Here is a 20,204-nt window from a genome sequence, read left to right as displayed (position 1 = left end):
GTGCTGTATCAGCGCCTGGCGGGGCCGCTGGCGCCGCATCCGCTGCGTTATCTGCGCAGTGGGGCGCAGGGGCCGGGTCCGCGCTGGCGCAGCTTCATGCTGGCGCTGCGGGAGAGCGTGAAAAGCGAAGGGGAGATTGCCGAGGCGTGCAGAGGGGCTTGCGATGCGTTCGACCGGATTTTGGCGATGAGGTAGGGGCAGTATCGTCATTCCCGCACCAAGGCGGCACTCGGCGGGAATGACGGTTTGGGGGATAGCGAAAAGGTCAGCGCAAACGAAGCAAACTAATTGCGCTCGCGTTCCACCCTGGTTACGCCCACCACGCGCCGCAGATTCCTGATCAGATGCGCCAGATGCACGCGGTCCTTGATCTGGATCGTAAACCGCAGCTGCGTCATGACGTGTTCTTCATCCTCGTCCATGCCCACATACGAAATGTTCGCATCCGATTCGCCAATCTCGGCCGCCACGCGCGCCAGGATGCCTTTTTCATTATTGATCAGCAGCCTGATCCGGCAGTCAAAGCGGCGGTTCAATTCCCCGCCCCACTGCACGGCGATCCAGCGATCCGGTTCCTTGCCGCGCAGCCGCTTGGCGCCGACGCAATCGCTGGTGTGCACGATCAAGCCCTGGTCGCGCCGCAGCTGCCCGATGATCTGGTCGCCCGGAATCGGCAGACAGCATGGCGCCAACTGCACCGACACGCCTTCGCTGCCATAAATCGTGACCGGATCGAGTTCGCCCGGCGTCGCATTCGGATTGGCCGGCAAGCTCACCAGATCGTCATCGACCAGGCCGAAAATATGCCGCGCCACCAGCGCCGCCATGCGCTTGCCGATGCCGATGTCCGCATACAGCTCATCCATCGACTTGGCCGACGATTCATTGAGCAGCTTCTCGACCGTCGGTTCCGGCAGGTCTGGCGGAATATTCAGTGCCGTCAATGCCTGCGCCAGCAACTCGCGGCCCAGCTCGACCGACTCGTTCAGGTTGATTGTGCGTAAATGGTGACGGATCGCCGAACGCGCCTTGCCGGTGCGTACGAACGCCAGCCATGTCGGGCTCGGCCGTGAATCCGGATTGGTGACGATCTCGACAATGTCGCCATTGCGCAGTTCGGTGCGCAGCGATGCCGCTTCGTTGTTGATCTTGACCGATACCGTATGGTCGCCGATGCCGGTGTGAATCGTGTACGCGAAATCGAGCGCCGTGGCGCCGCGCGGCAGGGCGATGATCTTCGATTTCGGGGTGAACACGTACACCGAGTCGGGGAACAGGTCGACCTTGACGTGCTCCAAAAACTCGGCCGAGTCGCCGGTCTGCTGCTGGATGTCGAGCAGCGACTGCAGCCAGGCGTGGGTCTTTTGCTGCAAGTCCGACAGGTTCGACTCGCCATTCTTGTACAGCCAGTGCGCAGCCACGCCGGACTCGGCGGTGCGGTGCATGTCCTGGGTGCGGATCTGGAACTCGACCGGCGTGCCGTAGGGGCCGATCAGGGTCGTGTGCAAGGATTGATAGCCGTTGAGCTTGCGGATCGCGATGTAATCCTTGAACTTGCCCGGCATCGGCTTGTACAGGCCGTGCAGGGTGCCCAGCGCCACGTAGCAATTGGCGAAGCTGTCGACCACCACCCGGAAGCCGTACACATCGAGCACCTGCGAGAACGACAAATGCTTGCTGCGCATCTTTTTATAGATGCCGTACAGGGTTTTTTCGCGCCCGTAGACTTCGGCCGGCAGCTCGGCGATGGCGAGCGTGTTCTTGACCGATTCGAGGATCTTCTTGACCACTTCGCGGCGGTTGCCGCGCGCCGCCTTGACGGCCTTGGACAGGGTGCGGTAACGCACCGGATACAGGTGCGAAAACGCCAGGTCCTGCAATTCGCGGTAAATATTGTTCAAACCCAGGCGGTGCGCGATTGGCACGTACACTTCCATGGTTTCGGATGCGATGCGGCGCTTCTTGGCCGGCGTCATGTGCTCCAGCGTGCGCATATTGTGCAGGCGGTCGGCCAGCTTGATGAGAATCACGCGCACGTCGGACGCCATGGCCAGCAGCATCTTGCGGAAGTTTTCCGCCTGCGCTTCGATCAGGGACTGGAATTCGATTTTTTCGAGCTTCGACAGGCCGTCGACGAGGCTGGCGACGGGGGCGCCGAAGCGCTCGATCAGCTCATCCTTCTTGACGTCCTGGTCTTCCATCACATCGTGCAGCAGCGCGGCCATGATGGCCTGGGCGTCTAGCTTCCAGTCGGCGCAGATTTCAGCCACGGCGATGGGATGGGAAATATACGGTTCGCCCGACTTGCGGACTTGTCCAAGGTGCATCTCGTCGGAAAAACGATAAGCTTCCTTGACCTTCTTGAGTTCGGAGGGGGTGAGGTACTCGGTCAGCTTGGCCGACAGCTGGGAGACCGATGCCACGCCCGGTGCGGGAGCGGCAGGGACCGCGGCCTCTTGCGCCTTGGTGGCGGCGCGCGAAGACCGGGTCTTGGGTGTGCCTGAGAGTGTCGTATCCGGAGGAATCAGATTCATACGCAAAGTCAATCAGCCGAAGTGTGAAAAAAGAAAATCAGGATGGCTTGTTGACACCGTTCGGGCACGAAAAACACTTACATCGGAACCTTTTTCAGCATCTCGATACCGACCTTGCCGGCTGCGATTTCACGCAGGGCGACGACGGTTGGCTTGTCCTTGGCTTCCACCTTCGGAGTGTGGCCTTGCAACAACTGACGCGCGCGATAGGTCGCGGCCAAGGTCAGCTGAAAGCGGTTAGGGATGTGCTTCAAGCAATCTTCAATGGTAATGCGGGCCATGTAATTTCCTCAATATGACGGTGTGTGCCGTGTCACGATTGTTGCGCATGGATACCCAGTTGGGCAAATAGCGAGGCGTTACGCGCAGCTTGCTGGGCAAATCGGCTGCGTGTCGCTCTGACAATCGCGCTCATCTCTGACAAGGCGACGTTGAACTCTTCATTGATAATAACATACTCGAACTCCGGAGCGTGAGCGATCTCGCCGCCGGCGGCCAGCAGGCGCCGTTCGATGATGTGCGGTTCGTCCTGGCCGCGTTTGTTCAGGCGCTCGGACAAGGCCGCGATCGAGGGCGGCAAAATGAAGATCCCGGCGGCCTGTGGAAACTGCTTGCGCACCTGGCGCGCGCCCTGCCAGTCGATCTCGAGCAGGATGTCGGTGCCCGCTTTCATTTCCTTTTCGACCATCAGGCGCGAGGTGCCGTAGTAATTGCCATGCACTTCAGCCCATTCGAGGAATTCCCCGCGGCCGGCGCGCTCGATGAAGTCCGCGGCAGTGGTGAAATGGTACTCGCGGCCGTCCTGCTCGCCGGGGCGGGGCGGGCGCGTGGTGGTCGAGATCGACAGCTTGATGCCAGGTTCCTGCGCGAGCAGGGCGTTGACCAGGGTCGATTTGCCGGCACCGGAAGGCGCGGCGACGACGAACAGGCTGCCTGAAAAACCGAAGGTAGGAGTGGGCATGGGTGTCTTTCTCGGATACGTGCTGGTGCGTTATTGCGGTTAAAAATGATAAACATACAGGCTGCGCCTGCTCGTTGCGCCCCCCCCCCAAAAACGTCGTTCCCGCGAAGGCGGGAACCCAAGCTCGGTGCTGGCGCTGATACGCGTGCGAACGAACTGGGGTTCCCGCCTGCGCGGGAACGACGGGCTAGCTGGAACGACGGGCTAGCGGGCGGCGGTGAGGGTGTCGGCTAAAAACTACTCCAGATTCTGCACCTGCTCCCGCATCTGTTCGATCAGCAGCTTCAATTCCATCGACGCATCGGCCAGTTCCTTCACCGACGCCTTGGCGCCCAGGGTGTTGGCTTCGCGGTTCAACTCCTGCATCATGAAATCGAGGCGCTTGCCGACCTGGCCACCTTTTTTGAGGATGTGCCGGGTCTCGGTCAAGTGCGCGGACAGGCGCGAGAGCTCTTCCGACACATCGATCCGGATGCCGTACAAGGTCACTTCCTGGCGAATCCGCTCGAACGCTTCCTGGCGCGACAGGGTCGACGGCGTGCCGTGCCCGGCCAGCCCCAATGCATCCTGCATGCGCTCGACCGCCTTTTGCTGGAATTGCGCGATCACTTGCGGAATGAGCGGCGTGATGCGCTTGACAATCACGTCCATCGCATCGATGCGCGACACCAGCATCGCTTCCAGGGCCGCGCCTTCGCGCCGGCGGCTGTCGACAAACGCCGCTACCGTGGTGGCCGTGAGCGCGGCCACGTCGGCCTGCAGCGACTCCTGGCCAACCTGGGCTTCCTCGATCACGCCGGGCCAACGCAGCAGCTCGGCCACCGTCATCAACGGCGCCGAGACGAAATGCTTGGTCACTTCGGTCTGCAAGCGGGCCAGATCGGCCAGCAAGGACGCATTCAGGGCCTGCGAACCGCCGGCGACCTTGCGTCCGAAACTCAGGCGTGCCTCGACCTTGCCGCGCGTGATGGCGGCCATGATCGCGGCGCGCAAGTCCGGTTCGAGTGCGCGCAGCTCATCGTTGATGCGGAACTGCAGGTCCAGAAAGCGCGAATTAACGCTCTTGATTTCAATTGTAAGGGTGCCCGCCGCGCCTTCGCTGGTGGCCACCGCGTAACCTGTCATGCTAGAAATGCTCAATGGAGTCCCCGGTATTTTTATCTTTTCTTTACAAAGCCGTGATTTATCCACACAATCGCCGTGTTAAGCAAGGAACACACAGATGGCTGCACAAAATAACGCTCCCCTGCCCGATGGTCTTGAAATTGCCGGATATCGCATTGTAAAGAAAATTGCGTCCGGTGGGTTCAGTATTGTATATCTCGCTTATGACGCCGAGGGGAACGCGGTCGCCATTAAAGAGTATCTGCCGAGCTCCCTCGCTTTGCGGCAACCTGGCGAGCTCGTTCCGGTGATTTCACCGCCCAATCTGCCGGTATTCCGCATCGGCTTGAAGTGCTTTTTCGAGGAGGGAAGGGCGCTCGCGCTGATCTCCCACCCGAACGTGGTGCGGGTGCTGAACTTCTTCCGCGCCAACGATACGGTGTACATGGTGATGGGCTACGAATCAGGCCACTCGCTGCAGGAACACATCGCCCGGCTCGGCAGCAAGGGCAGCCGCTTGTCCGAAGCCTTCATCCGCCAGATTTTCCTGGGCGTGTGCGGCGGCCTGCGCGAGGTGCATGCCAACAAGCTGCTGCACCTGGACCTCAAGCCCGCCAATATCTACCTGCGCACCGACGGCTCGCCGATCCTGCTCGACTTCGGCGCCGCGCGCCAGACCATCAACGCCGATATCCCGAAGCTCACGCCGATGTACACGCCGGGCTTCGCCCCGCCGGATTTGTACTCGAAAACGGCGGCGCTGGGACCGTGGTCGGATATTTACAGCATCGGCGCCACCATCTTCGCCTGCATGGCGGGGGCGCCGCCGCAACCGGCCGACCAGCGCAAGACCGAAGACAAGATGCCGGGCTATTACGCCAAGCTCGAAGGCAGTTTTTCGCCGGCCTTGATCAATATGGTCAAGAACTGCCTCGACATGGACCCGCTGGCGCGGCCGCAAAGCCTGTTCGCGCTGCAAAAGGAACTGGCGCTGCCGCCACCGAAGAAGCCGGAAGCGCCGCGCGGTCTGGAAAAGCTCGGCGGCCAGGTCCGCGGGCTGGTCGACCGTTTGGGTAGTCTCGGCCGCAAAAAAGTCAACGATAAAAACACCTGATCCAGAAAGATATCTATGCAATTTTCCGTTTATCAGGAAAGCCAGCTCGGCGGCCGCAAGGTCAACCAGGACCGGATGGGATACAGCTTCACGCGCGATGCGCTGCTGCTGGTCCTGGCCGACGGCATGGGCGGCCATCTGCGCGGTGAAATGGCTGCGGCCATCACCCTGCAAACCATGTCGAGCATGTTCCAGCAGCATGCCACGCCGTATGTGAGAAAGCCGGAACGCTTCCTCGAAGAGGCGTTCCTCGAAGCGCACGACGAGATTCACCGCTACCGCATCGCCAACAACATGCCCGACACGCCGCGCACCACCGTCGTGGCCTGCCTGATCCAGCACAACACGGCGATCTGGGCCCACTGCGGCGATTCGCGCCTGTACTGGCTGCGGCGCGGGCAGATTTTGGGACGCACGCGTGACCACTCGCACATCGAGCATTTGATCGCCCAGGGCCTGGCCGATCCGGCCGAACGCGCGACCCACCCGGACCGCAACAAGCTGTATAACTGCATCGGCGCGAGTTCCCTGCCGAAGATCGAAGTGTCGCGCCAGGTCAGCCTGCTGACCGGCGACGTGGTCATGCTGTGCTCCGACGGCTTGTGGTCGATGCTGCCGGACGAGGAAATCGTCCATCGCCTGTCGACCCAGACCATCGTGCGCGCCATTCCCGACATGATCAGCACCGCCATCACCATCGGCGGCGAGACCTGCGACAACACGACCGCGCTGGCGATCATGTGGCAAGGTTCGCCCGAAGTGGAAACGGCGGGCGTGAACACGGACGGCAGCGCCGCGGTGATTTCGACCATGATGCTGCCCGAGAACCTGGTCAGCACCACGATCCTGAGCGCCCCGGAGCCGGAGCAGCCGCTCGAAATCGACGCCTTCAACGACGACGAGATCGAAAAAGCCATCGCCGAGATCCGCGACGCCATCGAAAAATCATCCCAGGTTCTTAAGTAAGGCCTGCTTTTACAAGGTAATCATGACATTTGAATCACGTCCGAGCGGCCGCGCCGTCGACCAGCTGCGCGACATCGTATTGACGCGCCAGTACACCAAGCATGCCGAAGGATCGGTCTTGATCGAGTGCGGCGACACCAAGGTCATTTGCACGGCCAGCATCGAAGAGAAGGTGCCGGGCTTTTTGAAGGGCAAAGGGCAGGGCTGGCTGACGGCCGAATACGGCATGCTGCCGCGTTCGACGCATACGCGCATGGACCGTGAAGCGGCGCGCGGCAAGCAAAGCGGCCGTACGCAGGAGATCCAGCGTCTGATCGGGCGCTCGCTGCGCGCGGCGTTCGACCTGGAAGCGTTCGGCGAACGTACCCTGAACCTCGATTGCGACGTGATCCAGGCCGATGGCGGCACGCGTACCGCGTCGATCACCGGTGCGATGGTGGCGGCGTATGACGCGTTCAGCAAACTGGTGGCCAGCGGCGCAATTGCTGCGGTGCCGGTGAAGAGTTTTGTGGCGGCGATTTCGGTCGGCGTGTACAAGGGTATGCCGGTGCTGGACCTCGATTACGTCGAGGATTCGGGCTGCGACACGGATATGAACGTGGTGATGACCGAGGCCGGGCACTTTATCGAAGTGCAGGGTACGGCCGAAGGCGCCGCGTTCGACCGCGCGGGGATGAACCGTTTGCTGGATCTGGCGCAGGCGGGCATTGCGGACATTATCGCGTTGCAGAAGAAAGCGCTGGGACTTTAATCGCTCCCCCGTTATCCTCCACCTGTCGTTCCCGGCCTTGGGTTCCCGCCAAGGGGGCCGCCAAGGCCGGGGACGACGGTTTCAAATTTACGAGTACTTACAACGCCACCGTAATACTCCGGAACGTTTGCTCCTCCTCCGGCATCTCCTTCACATGCGATCCGCCGTCATCGCTCAAGATCTGCACCTTGCGCGTCCCCGGAATCGCAAACAGCGCCTCCGGCCGCACATCGTCAAAATCCTCATGCACCAGCTGTTCCGGCGCATCGTCCTTCTTGCCTGACCAGCGATACAGCGCAAACTCCCCATGATCGGCCGGCGGCCCGGCCACGATCATGTACGCCAGCCCCACCAGCTCCATGCTGCGGATCGCCAGGCCGCCCAGATCGAGCTCGAACGCCTCGCCAAACTCGGCCCGCTCGCCCTCGATCACCTTCTGCGGGTTCAGCAAATGCACCACCAGCGCCTTGCCTTCCGGAGCGGGATTGCGCAACCCGATCAGCAAGGTCCCTTCCGGCGTGGCCGCCAGTCCTTCGATGTTGAAAGCGCCATCGGCTTCCGGCGTCTTTCCGGACGCCTGCGCAATCGGATATTTTTTCAGCTGTTCGGACTCGATCATATCGTCCAGCAGGCCGCTGTAGGCCTTGCCGACCGGTTCCAGGCGCGCTTTTCCTTTGCCATTCGCCTTGCCCGCCTCGGTCGCAAAGAAGCGGAAGCGGCGCTCCTGCACCTCGCCCTTCTTGTTGCGCCCGTGCGAGGTAATCCAGTAAATCCGCTCGCCGATGGTAGCCGCGCCTTCCAGGTCCGACTCCTTGTTCTTCTTGGTGCCCAAGAACTCCGACAGGTCGACCACGTCCACCGCATCGGCTACGCCGCGCTGGTAGATCTTCAGTTGGTTGCGTTCGTCGTTGGCGACCACGAACAGGTCTTCCCCGAGCGCGGCGGCGGCCGAGGCATCGCACATGCCGCGATAAACGAAATGATCTTCCAGTTTGGCGTGCAGCGCGTCCGCGATCAGGGTTGCGCTGGCCGGTTCCCGGTGTTTGCTCATGCTGTTCTCCGCTGCGTTTGTCAAAAACGCCATGATAGAGGCTAACGCAGGCGCCGCGCGGCGCGCTTGACCAGCCAGCCCGCCACCACGGTGAAGCTGGCGATGATGCCTGCGATGATCCAGAAACCGGCCGGATGGTGCGCGAGCGGAATGCCGCCCACGTTCATGCCCAGCATGCCGGCGATGATGTTGATCGGCAGGGCCAGCACAGTCACGATGGTCAGGATGAACAGGCTGCGGCCCGTCTCTTCGCTGACGCGCGCGGCGATTTCTTCCTGCAGCAGCTTGATACGTTCCTGCAGCGACGACATATCGCTCAGCACCACCGAGAATTCCTCGGTCGCCTCGCGCAGTTCCTGGGTGTCCAGGTCGGCCATCCACGAGGGCGGGCGTTGCAGGAGTCGGAACAGGGCGGCCGGCTCGGGCGCCAGCAGGCGTTGCAGGCGCACCAGCACGCGCCGCATGGCGCCGAGGTCTTCGCGCTTGGCGGTAGGGCGGTCGGCCAGCAGCTTGTCTTCGATGTCGTCGACCCGTTCGACGGCGTCGCGCACGATTTTCACCAGCACGTCGGCCTGGTCGCGCAGCAGGTGGATCAGCAGTTCGACCGAGGAGCGTACCGACTCCCCTTGGCGCACGGCCTGGCGCACGCGTTCGATCGACTGCAAGGGCTTCCTGCGCGCGCTGACGACGACATTGCGCGCCACGCTGACCCACAGGGTCGAAATGTCCGACTCTTCGAACGAAAAATTGTGCAGTACATCGTTGACCACCGCGATCAGGGTGTCTTCGGCCAGTTCGATGCGGGTCGAGCGCGAGCCGGTGTGCAGCGTTTCGTAGAATTCCTCGGCCAGGTTGGCGTGCGTGGTCAGCCACTTTTCGCTGGCGGCGTTGGACAGGTTGAAGTGCAGCCAGATGAATTGCGATGGATTGTTGGCCGCGTGGTCGCGCATCCAGGCCAGCGCCGCCGCCGAATCGATGGCCAGCGCTTCCGGGCTGACGCCGAACAGATAGCCCCACACCAGCCCCGATGGGTCGGAACCGTAGCTCACTTCGACCTTGTCGATCTCAAGCAAGGCAGCCTCCGGCGCGTATGCTTGCGTCATGGTTGGATTGGGCGTCGCTTGGCGCGTCGCGTAGCGCTGCTGTTGCCATCGGGTTTCTGCCGTCAATTCTGGATGCCGATATAGTACAGTGTTTGCCCCGCAAAATCCCGCGAAAGCGGCGCGCCCGCCAGCCGGGCATCCAATGGCGCTAAAATACGCACTTGCGGATGCCGCTGGCATCCATCACCCGCCAGACCAGACTCTTATGACCCAACGCCTCATCCTCGCTTCCAACAACGCCGGCAAACTCAGGGAGTTCGGCGAAATCCTCGGCCCGATCGGCTTTACCCTGCACGCGCAGGGCGAATTCGACGTGCCCGAAGCCGACGAGCCGTTTGCCACGTTTGTCGAAAACGCGCTCGAAAAGGCGCGCCACGCATCGCGCCTGACCGGCTTGCCGGCGCTGGCCGACGATTCAGGCGTGTGCGTCAATGCCCTGGGCGGCGCGCCTGGCGTGTGGTCGGCGCGTTTTGCCGGCGAACCCAAATCGGACGCGCGCAACAACGAGAAGCTCATCGCCGACCTGGCCGCGCACGCCGACAAATCGGCTTACTACTACTGCGTGCTGGTGTTCGTGCGCCACGCGGACGACCCGCAGCCGGTCATCGCCGACGGCCGCTGGAACGGCGAGATCGTCGCGCAGGCGCGCGGCACGGGCGGTTTCGGCTACGATCCGCATTTCTGGATTCCGTCGCTGGGCAAATGCACCGCCGAATTGACGCCGCTTGAAAAGAACGCGCTGTCGCATCGCGGCCAGGCCCTGCGCGCGCTGGTAGAGAAGCTGAAATGATTCCGATCAAAGTCGCCGGCAGCGCCGTCAAGACCGAGCCGCGCTCGCCGGCCGCCAGCGCCCTGCAGTATCTGCAACCGGGCGCGCTGAACCTGGCCGCGCTGCCGCCGCTGTCGCTGTACATCCACTATCCGTGGTGCGTGAAGAAGTGTCCTTACTGCGACTTCAATTCGCACGAGGCGCGCGGCGAGCTGCCGGAAGAAGCATACCTGGACGCGCTGCGGCTCGACCTGGAGCAGTCGCTGCCCCTGATCTGGGGCCGCAAGATCTACACCATCTTCATCGGCGGCGGCACCCCGAGCCTGATGTCGGCCAAGGGCCTCGACCGCCTGATGTCGGACGTGCGCACCCTGCTGCCGCTGGACGTGGATGCCGAAGTGACGATGGAAGCCAATCCGGGCACGTTCGAGGCCGAGAAGTTCAAGTCGTTCCGTGCCAGCGGCATCAACCGCCTGTCGATCGGGATCCAGAGCTTCAGCGGCAAGCACCTCAAGGCGCTGGGCCGGATCCACGACGACAACGAGGCGCGCCGGGCGGTCGAGATCGCGCATGCGAATTTCGACAATTTCAATCTCGACCTGATGTATGCCTTGCCGTCGCAGACCCTGGAAGAAGCGCGCCACGACCTGGAAACGGCGCTGTCGTTCGCGCCGCCGCATTTGTCGCTGTACCACCTGACGATGGAACCGAACACGCTGTTCGCCAAGTATCCGCCGGCACTGCCGGACGACGATGCCAGCGCCGACATGCAGGACATGATCGCGCTGGAGACGGCGGGGGCCGGGTATGGGCATTACGAAGTGTCGGCGTATGCGCAGCCGGGACGGCGTGCCAGGCACAATGTGAATTACTGGGAGTTTGGCGACTATCTCGGGATCGGCGCGGGTGCGCACTCGAAGATCTCGTTCCCGCACCGGGTGCTGCGCCAGGCGCGCTACAAGCAGCCCAAGGCGTTTATCGAGGCGGCGCGGGCCGGCAATCCGGTGCAGGAAGAACGCGAGATCGGGCGCGCGGACATGGGGTTCGAGTTCATGCTCAATACCTTGCGCCTGACCGAAGGGTTTTCACCGAATTTGTTCGGCGAACGCACCGGCATGGGGATCAATGCGATCGAGCAGACGCTCAATGCGGCCGAATCCAAGGGCTTGATTTACCGCGACCACAAGATCATCCGGCCGACGGAGTTGGGGCAGCGCTTTTTGAATGATTTGCAGGAGATGTTTTTGTCGGCGTAAGCTGCGTCGTTCCACCCAGCCCCGTCGTTCCCGCCTGCGCGGGAACGACAGAGGTAATGGGAACGACGGGGGTACGGGGAACGACGGCAATGGGATGGAGCCTAGGCCGCCAGTTCCAGCGGCATCTTGCCCACAACCCGCTGCGGCCGGCCTGTCGACGTGGCCGCCAGCTTGAACCCGTCCGCCACAGCGGCCAGCCGCGCCGCCTGTTCTTCCAGGCTCCCGGCGGCCGCTGCCGCTTCTTCCACCAGCGCCGCATTCTGCTGCGTGACCTGGTCCATCTGCGCAATCGCTTCGTTGACCTGGTCGATCCCCACGCGCTGCTCGTGACTAGCGGCGCTGATCTCGGACATGATGTCGGTCACGCGCGCCACGCTGTCGACCACCTCGCCAATGGTGGTGCCGGCTTCCCGTACCAGGCGGGTGCCGTTGCTGACCTGGGCCACCGAGTCGCCGATCAGCCCCTTGATTTCCTTCGCCGCGCCGGCCGAGCGCTGGGCCAGGGTGCGCACTTCGGCGGCGACAACCGCAAAACCGCGCCCCTGTTCTCCGGCGCGCGCCGCTTCCACGGCCGCATTGAGCGCCAGAATATTGGTCTGGAACGCGATGCCGTCGATGACGCCGATGATGTCGACGATCTTGCGCGCCGACGCTTCGATCGAACCCATGGTGTCGACCACCTGGCTGACAATCACGCCACCCTTGCGCGCCACCTGGGACGCGGCCAGCGCGAGCTGGTTGGCCTGGTGCGCATTGTCGGCGTTCTGGCGCACGGTGGAGGTCAGTTCTTCCATCGAGGCGGCGGTTTCTTCGAGCGAGCTGGCTTGCTGCTCGGTGCGCGCCGACAGGTCCAGGTTGCCGGCGGCGATGCCGGTCGAGCCGATGGCAATCGCCTTGGTGCCGCTCTGGACTTGCGACATCACGCGCGTGAGCGCGTCGTTCATCGCCTGCAGGGCGCGCATCAAATCGCCGATTTCATCGCGCGCAGCGTGACCGAACTCGGTGCTCAGGTCGCCGCTGGCGACCGTGCCGGCCAGCGCTACGGCGGCCTTGAGCGGGCCGGTGATGGAGCGCGTGATCAGCAAGGCGCACACGGCGCCGGTCAGCACGGCCAGGGTGCCGAGCAGCAGGAGCAGGCCGACAGTGCGGCTGTTGGCTTGTTCGATGGCGATGGCGGTGTCGTCGATGCTCTTGCGCTGCATGGCCAGCATGGCCTGGATGCTGTTCTGGTAGGCGCTGGCGGCGGGCAGGAAGGTCGCGTTAAGGCCAGGCCGGTGGCGGCGCTGTCGCCCGCCTTCTTGGCGGCCATGACGTTTTCCTTGGCCGCCTGGTAGGTCGCGCGCTGGGCCAGGATGGCCTGCATCGTCGCCTTTTCTTGGTCGCTGGTGAGGAGCGGCTCGATCTGCCTGATCAGCTCCGTGCTGCGTTTGACGCTGTCGGCAATGGTTACCGCGAACGTGGTCGAGAGCGTGTCGTCGGTGCTGCGGGCGATCAGGGAGGTGCGGGCGACGGCCGAATAGGTCATCACATACCAGTCCGACATCATGCGTTCCTTGGTCAGCGGCTGCGTCATCATCCGTTCCGTGGCCTGCGCGTTGGCGCGCGCCGCCACCATGGCGTAGCCGGTGGACAGGATGGACAGGACCAGCACGATGGCGAAACCGATCGCAAGGCGGGATCCGATGCGGACGTTGGGGAACATGGTGTTTTCCTGACAGTTGAGAAGTTAATAATTCTGGCGGGCAATTATCCTCTGCGTCAGGAAACACAGCCAGTTAACGTTTCTCGGAGTGCAATTTTTCTCTCTAATGTTGTTTTACGGCAACCAATTCCAGCTGAGCCGGGAACTTTTTCAAGAGAATGTGGCAATGTCGGCCACTTTGTTGTCATCTTTGAATGATTCCTCTACGCGCGATGTCGACCGGGCCGCCCATGCTGGTGCTGGCGCCGGTGCCGCGATTGTCCGATCAGCGCAACTTTTTGCGCGGAACGTACAGTGGCAACCGGCGCTTGCATGCAGGCATCCCATCCGACTAAAATGAATGTCAGGGCGCTAACATGGCGCGCCGGGCAAGATGCTGCGCAATCGCAAGGAACTGCGGCTGCATGGGCATGCCGGAGCCTGATTTCCCTTGACCGGAGGGTCGATGTTCAGCACGCAAACGCTTGCCAGCCGTCTTCTCTACACCATGCTGCCGTGGTATTTGCTGCTGTCGGTCAGCATGACGTTGTTGCAGTTAGGAATACAGTATGTCGCGCTCAGCCGCGCCATCGCCGACGACCTGGCCTCGCTGGGCCGCACCGTGGAACCGGGCGCGGCGCAGGCGCTGTGGGAACTCGATACCGCCCGCCTGGCGGCGGTGGCGCGCGGCGTGCGCCAGAATGCCATCGTCACCGGCGTGCGCATCACCAACGCGGATGACGACGAGCTGGTCGGCGACGGCGACCTCCCCGGCCTTCGCTCCAGTCCGACAGCCCAGGCATCGCGCCAGTACCAGCAGGACAAGGTGGCCCTGCACTACACCGAACGCGACAACAAGCAGCGCCTGATCGGCTACCTCGAACTGTATGCCAACGGCGATGTGTTGTGGGACCGCATCAAGTCCAGCTTCTTTGTGGTGCTGCTCAATTCTGTGCTCGGCAGCACGTTCTTGTGGCTGATCGTTTCCTGGACCATCAGCTACCGCCTGTCGCACAGCGTGACCGAGGTGGCGCGTGGGGTGGCGCACTGGCGTATCTTGCGCGGCGAGAGCAAGGGCGGGGAACTGTCTTACCCCTACCATGACGAACTCGGCCAGCTGGTGGGCGCGCTCAACGATAGCCATGCGCAGCTTTATGAATCGCTGCAACAACTGAAAGGTATCAACCAGAACCTCGAAGCCAGCGTGGCCGAACGCACTTGCGAATTACAGAAAGCCAAGGATGCCGCCGAGGCGGCCAACCTGGCCAAGGGCCAATTCCTGGCCAATATGAGCCATGAAATCCGCACTCCCATGAATGCGGTGCTGGGCATGCTGTACCTGGCCCTGAAAACCGAGCCGGCGCCGGCGCTCCAGAATTACCTGGGCAAGGCCCAGAGCGCCGCGCTGTCGCTGCTGGGCATCATTAACGATATCCTCGACTTCGCCAAGATCGAAGCGGGCAAGCTCGACATCGAAAACATCCCTTTCACCCTCGACGCCGTCCTGCAACAACTGACCGACGCGGTCGCGTACCAGGCCGAGCAAAAGGGGGTGGAATTCCTGATCCGCTACGACCCGGCCATGCCAGCCGGGCTGGTGGGCGATCCCATGCGCCTGGGCCAGATCCTGCTCAACCTGTGCGGCAACGCGATCAAGTTTACCGAGCAGGGCGAAGTCGAACTGAGCTTTCGCACGGTGGCCGCCAGCGACAGCGACGTCACCATCGAGATGGCGGTGCGCGACACCGGCATCGGCATGTCGCCGCAAGTGCAGCAGGCCTTGTTCGCCAAGTTCACCCAGGCCGACCAGAGCACCACGCGCCGTTTCGGCGGCACCGGACTGGGCCTGGCCATCAGCAAGGAGCTGGTCGAACTGATGGGCGGGCGCATCTGGATTGGGTACTCGGCGCCGGGCCAGGGCAGCACCTTGTGCTTCGAACTGACCCTGGCGCGCCCCGCGCCAGATGCGCAGGCAGCGCAGGCGCTGGTCGATCCGGTCGGCCCCCTGCTCAAGGGAATCCGGGCGCTGGTGGTGGACGACAGCGAATCCGCGCGCGAGATCATGGCCGACATGCTGCGCTTCCTCCAGCTCGACGTCACCGTGGCCGCCAGCGGGGTGCGGGCGCTGGCCGTGCTGGCCGCCTCCAACGACAAGCCGTTCGACCTGGTGCTGATGGATTGGCGCATGCCCGGCATGAACGGCGACGAAGTGATCCGCAATATGCGCGCCGACAGCCGCATCGCCTGCGCGCCCAAGGTGGTCATGGTCACCGCCTATGGCCGCGAAGACGTGTTCCGGCTGGCCGAGCAAGCAGGCGTGGATGGTTTCCTGATCAAGCCCGTCTCGCCGTCGACCTTGCTCGATTCGGTGCTCTCGGTGCTGGGCCGCAAACGCATCCTGGACAATGACGGGCAGCGCCGCCCGGCCCTGCGCCTGCGCACCTCGGGCCTGGCGGGCGCGCGCCTGTTGCTGGCCGAGGACAATGACATCAACCGCGAATTTGCAAGCGAACTGTTACGCAGCGAGGGCATCCTGGTGGACGAGGCGGTCAATGGCCGGCAAGCCGTCGATATGGTGCGCAGCGGCAACTACGACGGCGTGCTGATGGATATCCAGATGCCGCTGATGGATGGTTTCGAGGCGGCGCGCCGGATCCGCGCGATGGCCGCCATGGACGATGGCGAACGCTTCGGCACGCTGCCCATCATCGCCATGACCGCCCTGGCGATGGCCCATGACGCCGAGCAGAGCCGCGCGGCCGGCATGAACGACCATGTGACCAAGCCGATCGCGCCCGAACGGTTGATGGCCACCCTGGCGCGCTGGATCCGGCTGGCGCCGCAAGAGCTCGCGCTGCCCGCAGCGGCGCCGGCGCCGATCCGCTTCCCCGCGGATTTGCTGGCGCTCACCAGCCTGGACGTGCGTGAAGGCATCCGCCGCATCGGCGGCAAGGCCGAGGCCTACCGCAGGCAATTGCTGCGCTTCCGCGACAATTACGGTGACGCCGGCGCGCAACTGGCATCCATGCTGGCGCAACCCGACTACCAGGCCGCCGACGCGTACTGCCATATCCTGCTTGGCGTGACCGGCAATCTGGGCGCGACCGCCTTGTTTGCCCGGCTGGGCGCGATCAATAGCAAGCTCAAGAAGGGCGAGCCTCCCGCCGCGGCCGACCTGGAATCGATGCAGGACTTGCTGGCCGCGCTGCTTGCCGAGCTTGGCGGCATGGCCGCCGCCAACGCGCCGGCGGACGCAAACGCAGCCGCCGGCGCGGCCTTGCCGGCCCCCACCCTGATTGCCTTGCTCGACCAGCTGGCAAGCGCACTCGACTACGATCTGGGACGGGCCGCCTCCTTGCTGGCGGAATTACGTGCGAGCGCGGTCGGCACCAGCGCCGCCGCCGCCATTGCCGAGATCGCCGCCTGTGCCGACGCATTTGCGATTGAGCAAGCGGTGGCGCTGGCCCAGGCCTTGCGCCTGCGCCTGAGCCAGGCCAGCCACGACCATGCCGAGCCGTCGCCACCCACCGACAGCCCCCTCCGCCAGCAGTAACCCGGAACCCCTCCATGAGCCGATTCAACCGACCCCGCCCGCGTATCCTGATCGTCGACGACGTGCATGAAAACCTGCATCTCTTGATGAATATCCTGAGCGCGAACCATACGATGACGGCCGCCACCTCGGGCGACAAGGCGCTCGAACTGGCACGCCGCAGCCCGCAGCCGGAATTGATTCTGCTCGACATCAAAATGCCGGGCATGGATGGCTATACCGTGCTGTCGCGCCTGAAATCGGACCCGGCCACCACCCATATTCCCGTGATCTTCGTCTCCTCCCTGGACGACGCGGCCGACGTCGCCGGCGGCCTCGAACTGGGCGTGGCCGACTACATCACCAAGCCGGTCGATCCGGAATTGCTGCTGCTGCGCGTGAGCACCCAGCTGACCTTGCAGCGCTATCGCGAGGACGCGGCCCTGTTCGACGCCGACCATGGCGCCGAGCCGGCCAGCGCGCCGAGCGTGCTGCTGGTCGACGACGTGCCCCAGAACCTGCACGGGCTGCTGGACGCATTGCGCGACGATTACCGCATCCTGATCGCCGCTTCGGGCGCGAAGGCGCTGGAGATGGTGCGCAGCGAGGCGCCGCCCGACTTGATCTTGCTCGACATCATGATGCCCGGCATGGGCGGCCATGAGGTGTGCCAGCACCTCAAGTCGCTGCCCGAGCATAGCCGCATCCCGATCATTTTCGTCACCGTGGCCGACAGCCGGCAGGACAAGCTCAAGGGCTTCGAGCTGGGCGCGGCCGACTACATCACCAAGCCGTTCGACATCGAGGAAGTGCGCGCCCGGGTGCGCATGCACCTGGAGCTGGGCCGCCTGCGGCGCCAGCTCGAACGCCTGGTCGCCCAGCGCACCGCCATGCTCCAGAAAAGCGAAGAGAAATACCGCATCCTGGCCGACTACTCGCCCAACTGGGAATACTGGCTGGGTCCGGACGGCAGCTACCAGTACGTCTCGCCCGCGTGCAGCACGGTGTCGGGCTATGCGCCGGCCGACTTTTTCACCGACCCGGGCTTGATGGAAAAGATCATCGACCCGGCCGATCTGGCGGCCTGGGCCGAGTTCGGGCCGGCCAGCGGCCTCGACGAGCTGGGGCCGTTCGCCTGCCGCATCCGCGCCCGCGACGGCAGCGAACGCTGGGTCGAGCATGTGGCCAAACGGGTATTCGACGCCGAGGGCAAGCCACGCGGCTGGCGCGGGTCGTATGCGAATATCACGCAAAGGCGGCAGGCCGAACAACAGCTCGATTTCGTCACCCGCCGCGATCCCCTGACCGGCTTGTCCAACCGCGCCCTGTTCGGCGAATTGCTGGTGCACGCCGTGACGCAGGCCGGGCACGCGCAATCCGAGTTTGCGCTGCTATTCGTCAACCTCGACAACTTCATGACCATCAATGAAAGTCTGGGACACAGTGCCGGCGACCGCTTGCTCACCGAGGTGGCGACGCGCCTGCGCGCGCTGTTGCCCGGGGTGGATGCGATCGCGCGCGTGGGCGGCGACGAGTTCAATATCGTGCTCGAGCGCGATACGAACGCGCCCGGCGTCGACCTGGTCGCACAGCGCATCATCGACGCCCTGTCCCTGCCATACCAGCTGGACGGCACCAGCGCCTACGTCGGCGCCTGCGTCGGCATCGCCCTGTATCCGGCCGATGGCGCCGATGTGGGTAGCTTGCAAAGCAATGCCGCCGCGGCCCTGCACCAGGCCAAGGCCAAGGGCCCGGGCAGCTTGCGCTTTTTCTCGCCGGAAATGAGTAGCCGCGCCAGGGAAAGGCTGGCACTGGAAGCGGACTTGCGCGGCGCGCTCGAACGGCGCGAGTTTTCGCTGCATTACCAGCCCCAGCTGGACTTGCGCAGCGGCGAACTGGTCGGCCTGGAAGCGCTGATCCGCTGGACCCATCCAGTGCGCGGGGATGTGGCGCCGGTCTCGTTTATCCCGCTGGCCGAGGAATGCGGCCTGATCGTCGAACTGGGCGACTGGGTCTTGAAAACGGCTTGCCAGCAGATCCGGCGCTGGAGCGACGCCGGGCTGGCGCCGCGCCACACGGCGGTGAATATCTCGGCGGTGCAGCTCAGCCGCGGGCGCTTGCTGGAGTCGGTCAAGTGCGCGCTCGACGAGGCCGGCATCGCCCCGCAACAGCTGGAACTCGAAATCACCGAAAGCTTCGTGATGCTCGAACGCGAGCTCGCGTTCCAGTCGCTGGCCGACTTGCGCGCGCTCGGGGTGCGCCTGTCGATTGACGATTTCGGCACCGGCTACTCGTCGCTTGCCTATCTGCAGCAACTCAAGGTCCACAAGCTCAAGATCGACATGTCCTTCGTGCGCGACATGATGAACAATAGCGGCAACGCGGCCATTGTGCGGGCCGTGATCGCGCTCGGGCAAAGCCTGGGGCTGGAAGTGATCGCCGAGGGCGTGGAAGAGGCCGGACAGGCGCGCTACCTGCGCGACCTGGGCTGCGACGTGATGCAGGGCTATCTGTTCAGCCGGCCCTTGATGGGCGACGCCACCAGCGCCTTCCTCGCCGATTTCAGTACCCGCCACGTCACTTTTTAGGCGAGCGCCTGGGCTGAATGCTGAGTTTGGCCTTGAGTCTTTTCACATCGCCCGATGCGATCAAGAGGTCGACGATGGCGTTCATTTCCTCCACGGAAATGGGGCCGTCGTTCCTGACCAGGTTGGACAGCTCGACCTGCGAGTCGTAGCGCCCGGCCACGATCACTTGCTGGCGCACCTTGGGGTCGTTCAGGTACTTCGCCATGATGACTTCGGGCACGATGCCGATATCGGCATGGTCGGCCAGCACGAAGCGGATCACGCTTTCATTGGAGTCGACCAGATACGCCTTGAAATTTTTCTTGATATAGGTTTCGTCGGGGTTGTTGTTGAATAGCTGGTAATGATAGCCGCGCACCCCGGCTACCGTGGGCAGCGTCAAATCGTCGAACACCTTGTGCCCGCCGAAGCGGTTGGCGCGGCGCGCGAAATAGATATCGCCGCTGGTGAAGATGGTCTTGGTCGGCAGCAAGCCGAGTTCCGGCCTGGTCCACGCGGTGGTGCGCAAGGGATACACGTCGGCTTCCTTGTCGATGAAGACGCGGTCGAGGCGCAGGCGCGGGTAAATGATCAGTTCGAAATGAAACTTGTCCTGCACGTCGTTCATCCGGTTGACGAAATCGGCCAGCTCGCCCTTGGGCACCTTGCGACTGTCCAGGTACATGAGCTGGGCCCACGAATCGGTGGCGACGATGACCTTGATGCGGGCCTGCGCGCCAGCGGCGGCGAGCGCCAGGCACACCGCCAGCAAGGCGGACTTCAGCAGCATTCGATAGTGGCTCACCGTGCACTCG

Annotated in this window: 14 protein-coding genes and 2 pseudogenes; 8 read left to right on the top strand and 8 right to left on the bottom strand. The window is 63.5% G+C overall.

Features of this window, described 5'->3' with window-relative positions:
• A pseudogene (locus PO883_RS06715) lies at window positions 1-195 on the top strand (heme oxygenase); the annotation flags it as partial.
• Between the two features lie 89 nt (window positions 196-284).
• On the opposite strand, the gene PO883_RS06710 reads toward PO883_RS06715, so the two are convergent.
• The 4 genes from PO883_RS06710 to PO883_RS06695 all read right to left on the bottom strand — a co-directional run bounded on the left by PO883_RS06710 (window position 285) and on the right by PO883_RS06695 (window position 4,620).
• Window positions 285-2,534, bottom strand: coding sequence for a bifunctional (p)ppGpp synthetase/guanosine-3',5'-bis(diphosphate) 3'-pyrophosphohydrolase (locus PO883_RS06710; protein ID WP_289309050.1), 2,250 nt, complete (start codon window positions 2,532-2,534; stop codon window positions 285-287).
• Between the two features lie 77 nt (window positions 2,535-2,611).
• A complete protein-coding gene (gene rpoZ, locus PO883_RS06705; RefSeq protein WP_054264095.1) occupies window positions 2,612-2,815 on the bottom strand; it encodes a DNA-directed RNA polymerase subunit omega in 204 nt (67 codons plus the stop codon).
• Between the two features lie 32 nt (window positions 2,816-2,847).
• Window positions 2,848-3,495: a guanylate kinase gene (gmk, locus tag PO883_RS06700; RefSeq protein WP_289309049.1), complete on the bottom strand. Its 648-nt coding sequence runs from the start codon at window positions 3,493-3,495 to the stop codon at window positions 2,848-2,850.
• 237 nt (window positions 3,496-3,732) lie between these two features.
• Entirely contained in the window at window positions 3,733-4,620 is an 888-nt protein-coding gene (locus PO883_RS06695; protein WP_289309048.1) for a YicC/YloC family endoribonuclease, read from the bottom strand.
• 97 nt (window positions 4,621-4,717) lie between these two features.
• Between PO883_RS06695 and PO883_RS06690 the strand changes: the two genes are divergently transcribed.
• The 3 genes from PO883_RS06690 to rph are packed head-to-tail and all read left to right on the top strand — an operon-like array spanning window position 4,718 to window position 7,430.
• The gene (locus PO883_RS06690) at window positions 4,718-5,713 is read left to right on the top strand and encodes a serine/threonine-protein kinase (RefSeq protein ID WP_099875664.1); all 996 of its coding nucleotides are present in this window, start codon (window positions 4,718-4,720) and stop codon (window positions 5,711-5,713) included.
• A 15-nt stretch (window positions 5,714-5,728) separates the two neighbouring features.
• Complete coding sequence (locus PO883_RS06685) at window positions 5,729-6,679, top strand: PP2C family serine/threonine-protein phosphatase (protein WP_054264091.1); 951 nt, start codon at window positions 5,729-5,731, stop codon at window positions 6,677-6,679.
• A 22-nt stretch (window positions 6,680-6,701) separates the two neighbouring features.
• Window positions 6,702-7,430, top strand: a complete 729-nt coding sequence (gene rph, locus PO883_RS06680) for a ribonuclease PH (protein WP_054264090.1) — start codon at window positions 6,702-6,704, stop codon at window positions 7,428-7,430.
• A 97-nt stretch (window positions 7,431-7,527) separates the two neighbouring features.
• On the opposite strand, the gene PO883_RS06675 is transcribed toward rph, so the two are convergent.
• Both PO883_RS06675 and PO883_RS06670 read right to left on the bottom strand, forming a co-directional pair.
• On the bottom strand, window positions 7,528-8,481 hold the full coding sequence (locus PO883_RS06675; protein ID WP_289309047.1) for a DUF3616 domain-containing protein: 954 nt from the start codon (window positions 8,479-8,481) through the stop codon (window positions 7,528-7,530).
• Window positions 8,482-8,522: 41 nt separating this feature from the next.
• Window positions 8,523-9,584 carry a transporter gene (locus tag PO883_RS06670; RefSeq protein WP_289309046.1) on the bottom strand — a complete coding sequence of 354 codons (1,062 nt, stop codon included), beginning with the start codon at window positions 9,582-9,584 and terminating at the stop codon, window positions 8,523-8,525.
• A 205-nt stretch (window positions 9,585-9,789) separates the two neighbouring features.
• Between PO883_RS06670 and rdgB the strand changes: the two genes are divergently transcribed.
• Both rdgB and hemW read left to right on the top strand, forming a co-directional pair.
• On the top strand, window positions 9,790-10,374 hold the full coding sequence (gene rdgB / locus PO883_RS06665) for an RdgB/HAM1 family non-canonical purine NTP pyrophosphatase (RefSeq protein ID WP_289309045.1): 585 nt from the start codon (window positions 9,790-9,792) through the stop codon (window positions 10,372-10,374).
• Window positions 10,371-11,609, top strand: a complete 1,239-nt coding sequence (gene hemW, locus PO883_RS06660; RefSeq protein ID WP_289309044.1) for a radical SAM family heme chaperone HemW — start codon at window positions 10,371-10,373, stop codon at window positions 11,607-11,609. Before rdgB ends, hemW begins: the two co-directional genes overlap by 4 nt.
• A 101-nt stretch (window positions 11,610-11,710) precedes the next feature.
• Here hemW and PO883_RS06655 read toward each other — a convergent pair.
• Window positions 11,711-13,311, bottom strand: a pseudogene (locus PO883_RS06655) (methyl-accepting chemotaxis protein).
• A gap of 445 nt (window positions 13,312-13,756) precedes the next feature.
• Between PO883_RS06655 and PO883_RS06650 the strand changes: the two are divergent.
• Window positions 13,757-16,843, top strand: coding sequence for a response regulator (locus tag PO883_RS06650; protein ID WP_289309043.1), 3,087 nt, complete (start codon window positions 13,757-13,759; stop codon window positions 16,841-16,843).
• A 14-nt stretch (window positions 16,844-16,857) separates the two neighbouring features.
• The gene (locus PO883_RS06645) at window positions 16,858-19,410 is read left to right on the top strand and encodes an EAL domain-containing protein (RefSeq protein ID WP_289309042.1); all 2,553 of its coding nucleotides are present in this window, start codon (window positions 16,858-16,860) and stop codon (window positions 19,408-19,410) included.
• Here PO883_RS06645 and PO883_RS06640 read toward each other — a convergent pair.
• Window positions 19,400-20,194 carry a transporter substrate-binding domain-containing protein gene (locus tag PO883_RS06640; RefSeq protein WP_289309041.1) on the bottom strand — a complete coding sequence of 265 codons (795 nt, stop codon included), beginning with the start codon at window positions 20,192-20,194 and terminating at the stop codon, window positions 19,400-19,402. The two genes, PO883_RS06645 and PO883_RS06640, sit on opposite strands and share 11 nt — an antisense overlap.
• Window positions 20,195-20,204 lie beyond the last annotated feature (10 nt).

This window comes from Massilia sp. DJPM01, from assembly GCF_030348125.1.
Classification (GTDB): domain Bacteria; phylum Pseudomonadota; class Gammaproteobacteria; order Burkholderiales; family Burkholderiaceae_D; genus Telluria_A; species Telluria_A frigida.
This window is presented reverse-complemented; position numbering and strand designations above follow the sequence as displayed.

Bases quoted from the DNA above. Each gene is read 5' to 3' on its own strand.
- PO883_RS06695 (WP_289309048.1), bottom strand. From the start codon at position 4,620: ATGACAGGTTACGCGGTGGCCACCAGCGAAGGCGCGGCGGGCACCCTT.
- gmk (WP_289309049.1), bottom strand. From the start codon at position 3,495: ATGCCCACTCCTACCTTCGGTTTTTCAGGCAGCCTGTTCGTCGTCGCC.
- PO883_RS06670 (WP_289309046.1), bottom strand. From the start codon at position 9,584: ATGACGCAAGCATACGCGCCGGAGGCTGCCTTGCTTGAGATCGACAAG.
- rph (WP_054264090.1), top strand. From the start codon at position 6,702: ATGACATTTGAATCACGTCCGAGCGGCCGCGCCGTCGACCAGCTGCGC.
- PO883_RS06690 (WP_099875664.1), top strand. From the start codon at position 4,718: ATGGCTGCACAAAATAACGCTCCCCTGCCCGATGGTCTTGAAATTGCC.
- PO883_RS06710 (WP_289309050.1), bottom strand. From the start codon at position 2,534: ATGAATCTGATTCCTCCGGATACGACACTCTCAGGCACACCCAAGACC.
- PO883_RS06675 (WP_289309047.1), bottom strand. From the start codon at position 8,481: ATGAGCAAACACCGGGAACCGGCCAGCGCAACCCTGATCGCGGACGCG.
- hemW (WP_289309044.1), top strand. From the start codon at position 10,371: ATGATTCCGATCAAAGTCGCCGGCAGCGCCGTCAAGACCGAGCCGCGC.
- PO883_RS06650 (WP_289309043.1), top strand. From the start codon at position 13,757: ATGTTCAGCACGCAAACGCTTGCCAGCCGTCTTCTCTACACCATGCTG.
- rdgB (WP_289309045.1), top strand. From the start codon at position 9,790: ATGACCCAACGCCTCATCCTCGCTTCCAACAACGCCGGCAAACTCAGG.
- PO883_RS06645 (WP_289309042.1), top strand. From the start codon at position 16,858: ATGAGCCGATTCAACCGACCCCGCCCGCGTATCCTGATCGTCGACGAC.
- PO883_RS06685 (WP_054264091.1), top strand. From the start codon at position 5,729: ATGCAATTTTCCGTTTATCAGGAAAGCCAGCTCGGCGGCCGCAAGGTC.
- rpoZ (WP_054264095.1), bottom strand. From the start codon at position 2,815: ATGGCCCGCATTACCATTGAAGATTGCTTGAAGCACATCCCTAACCGC.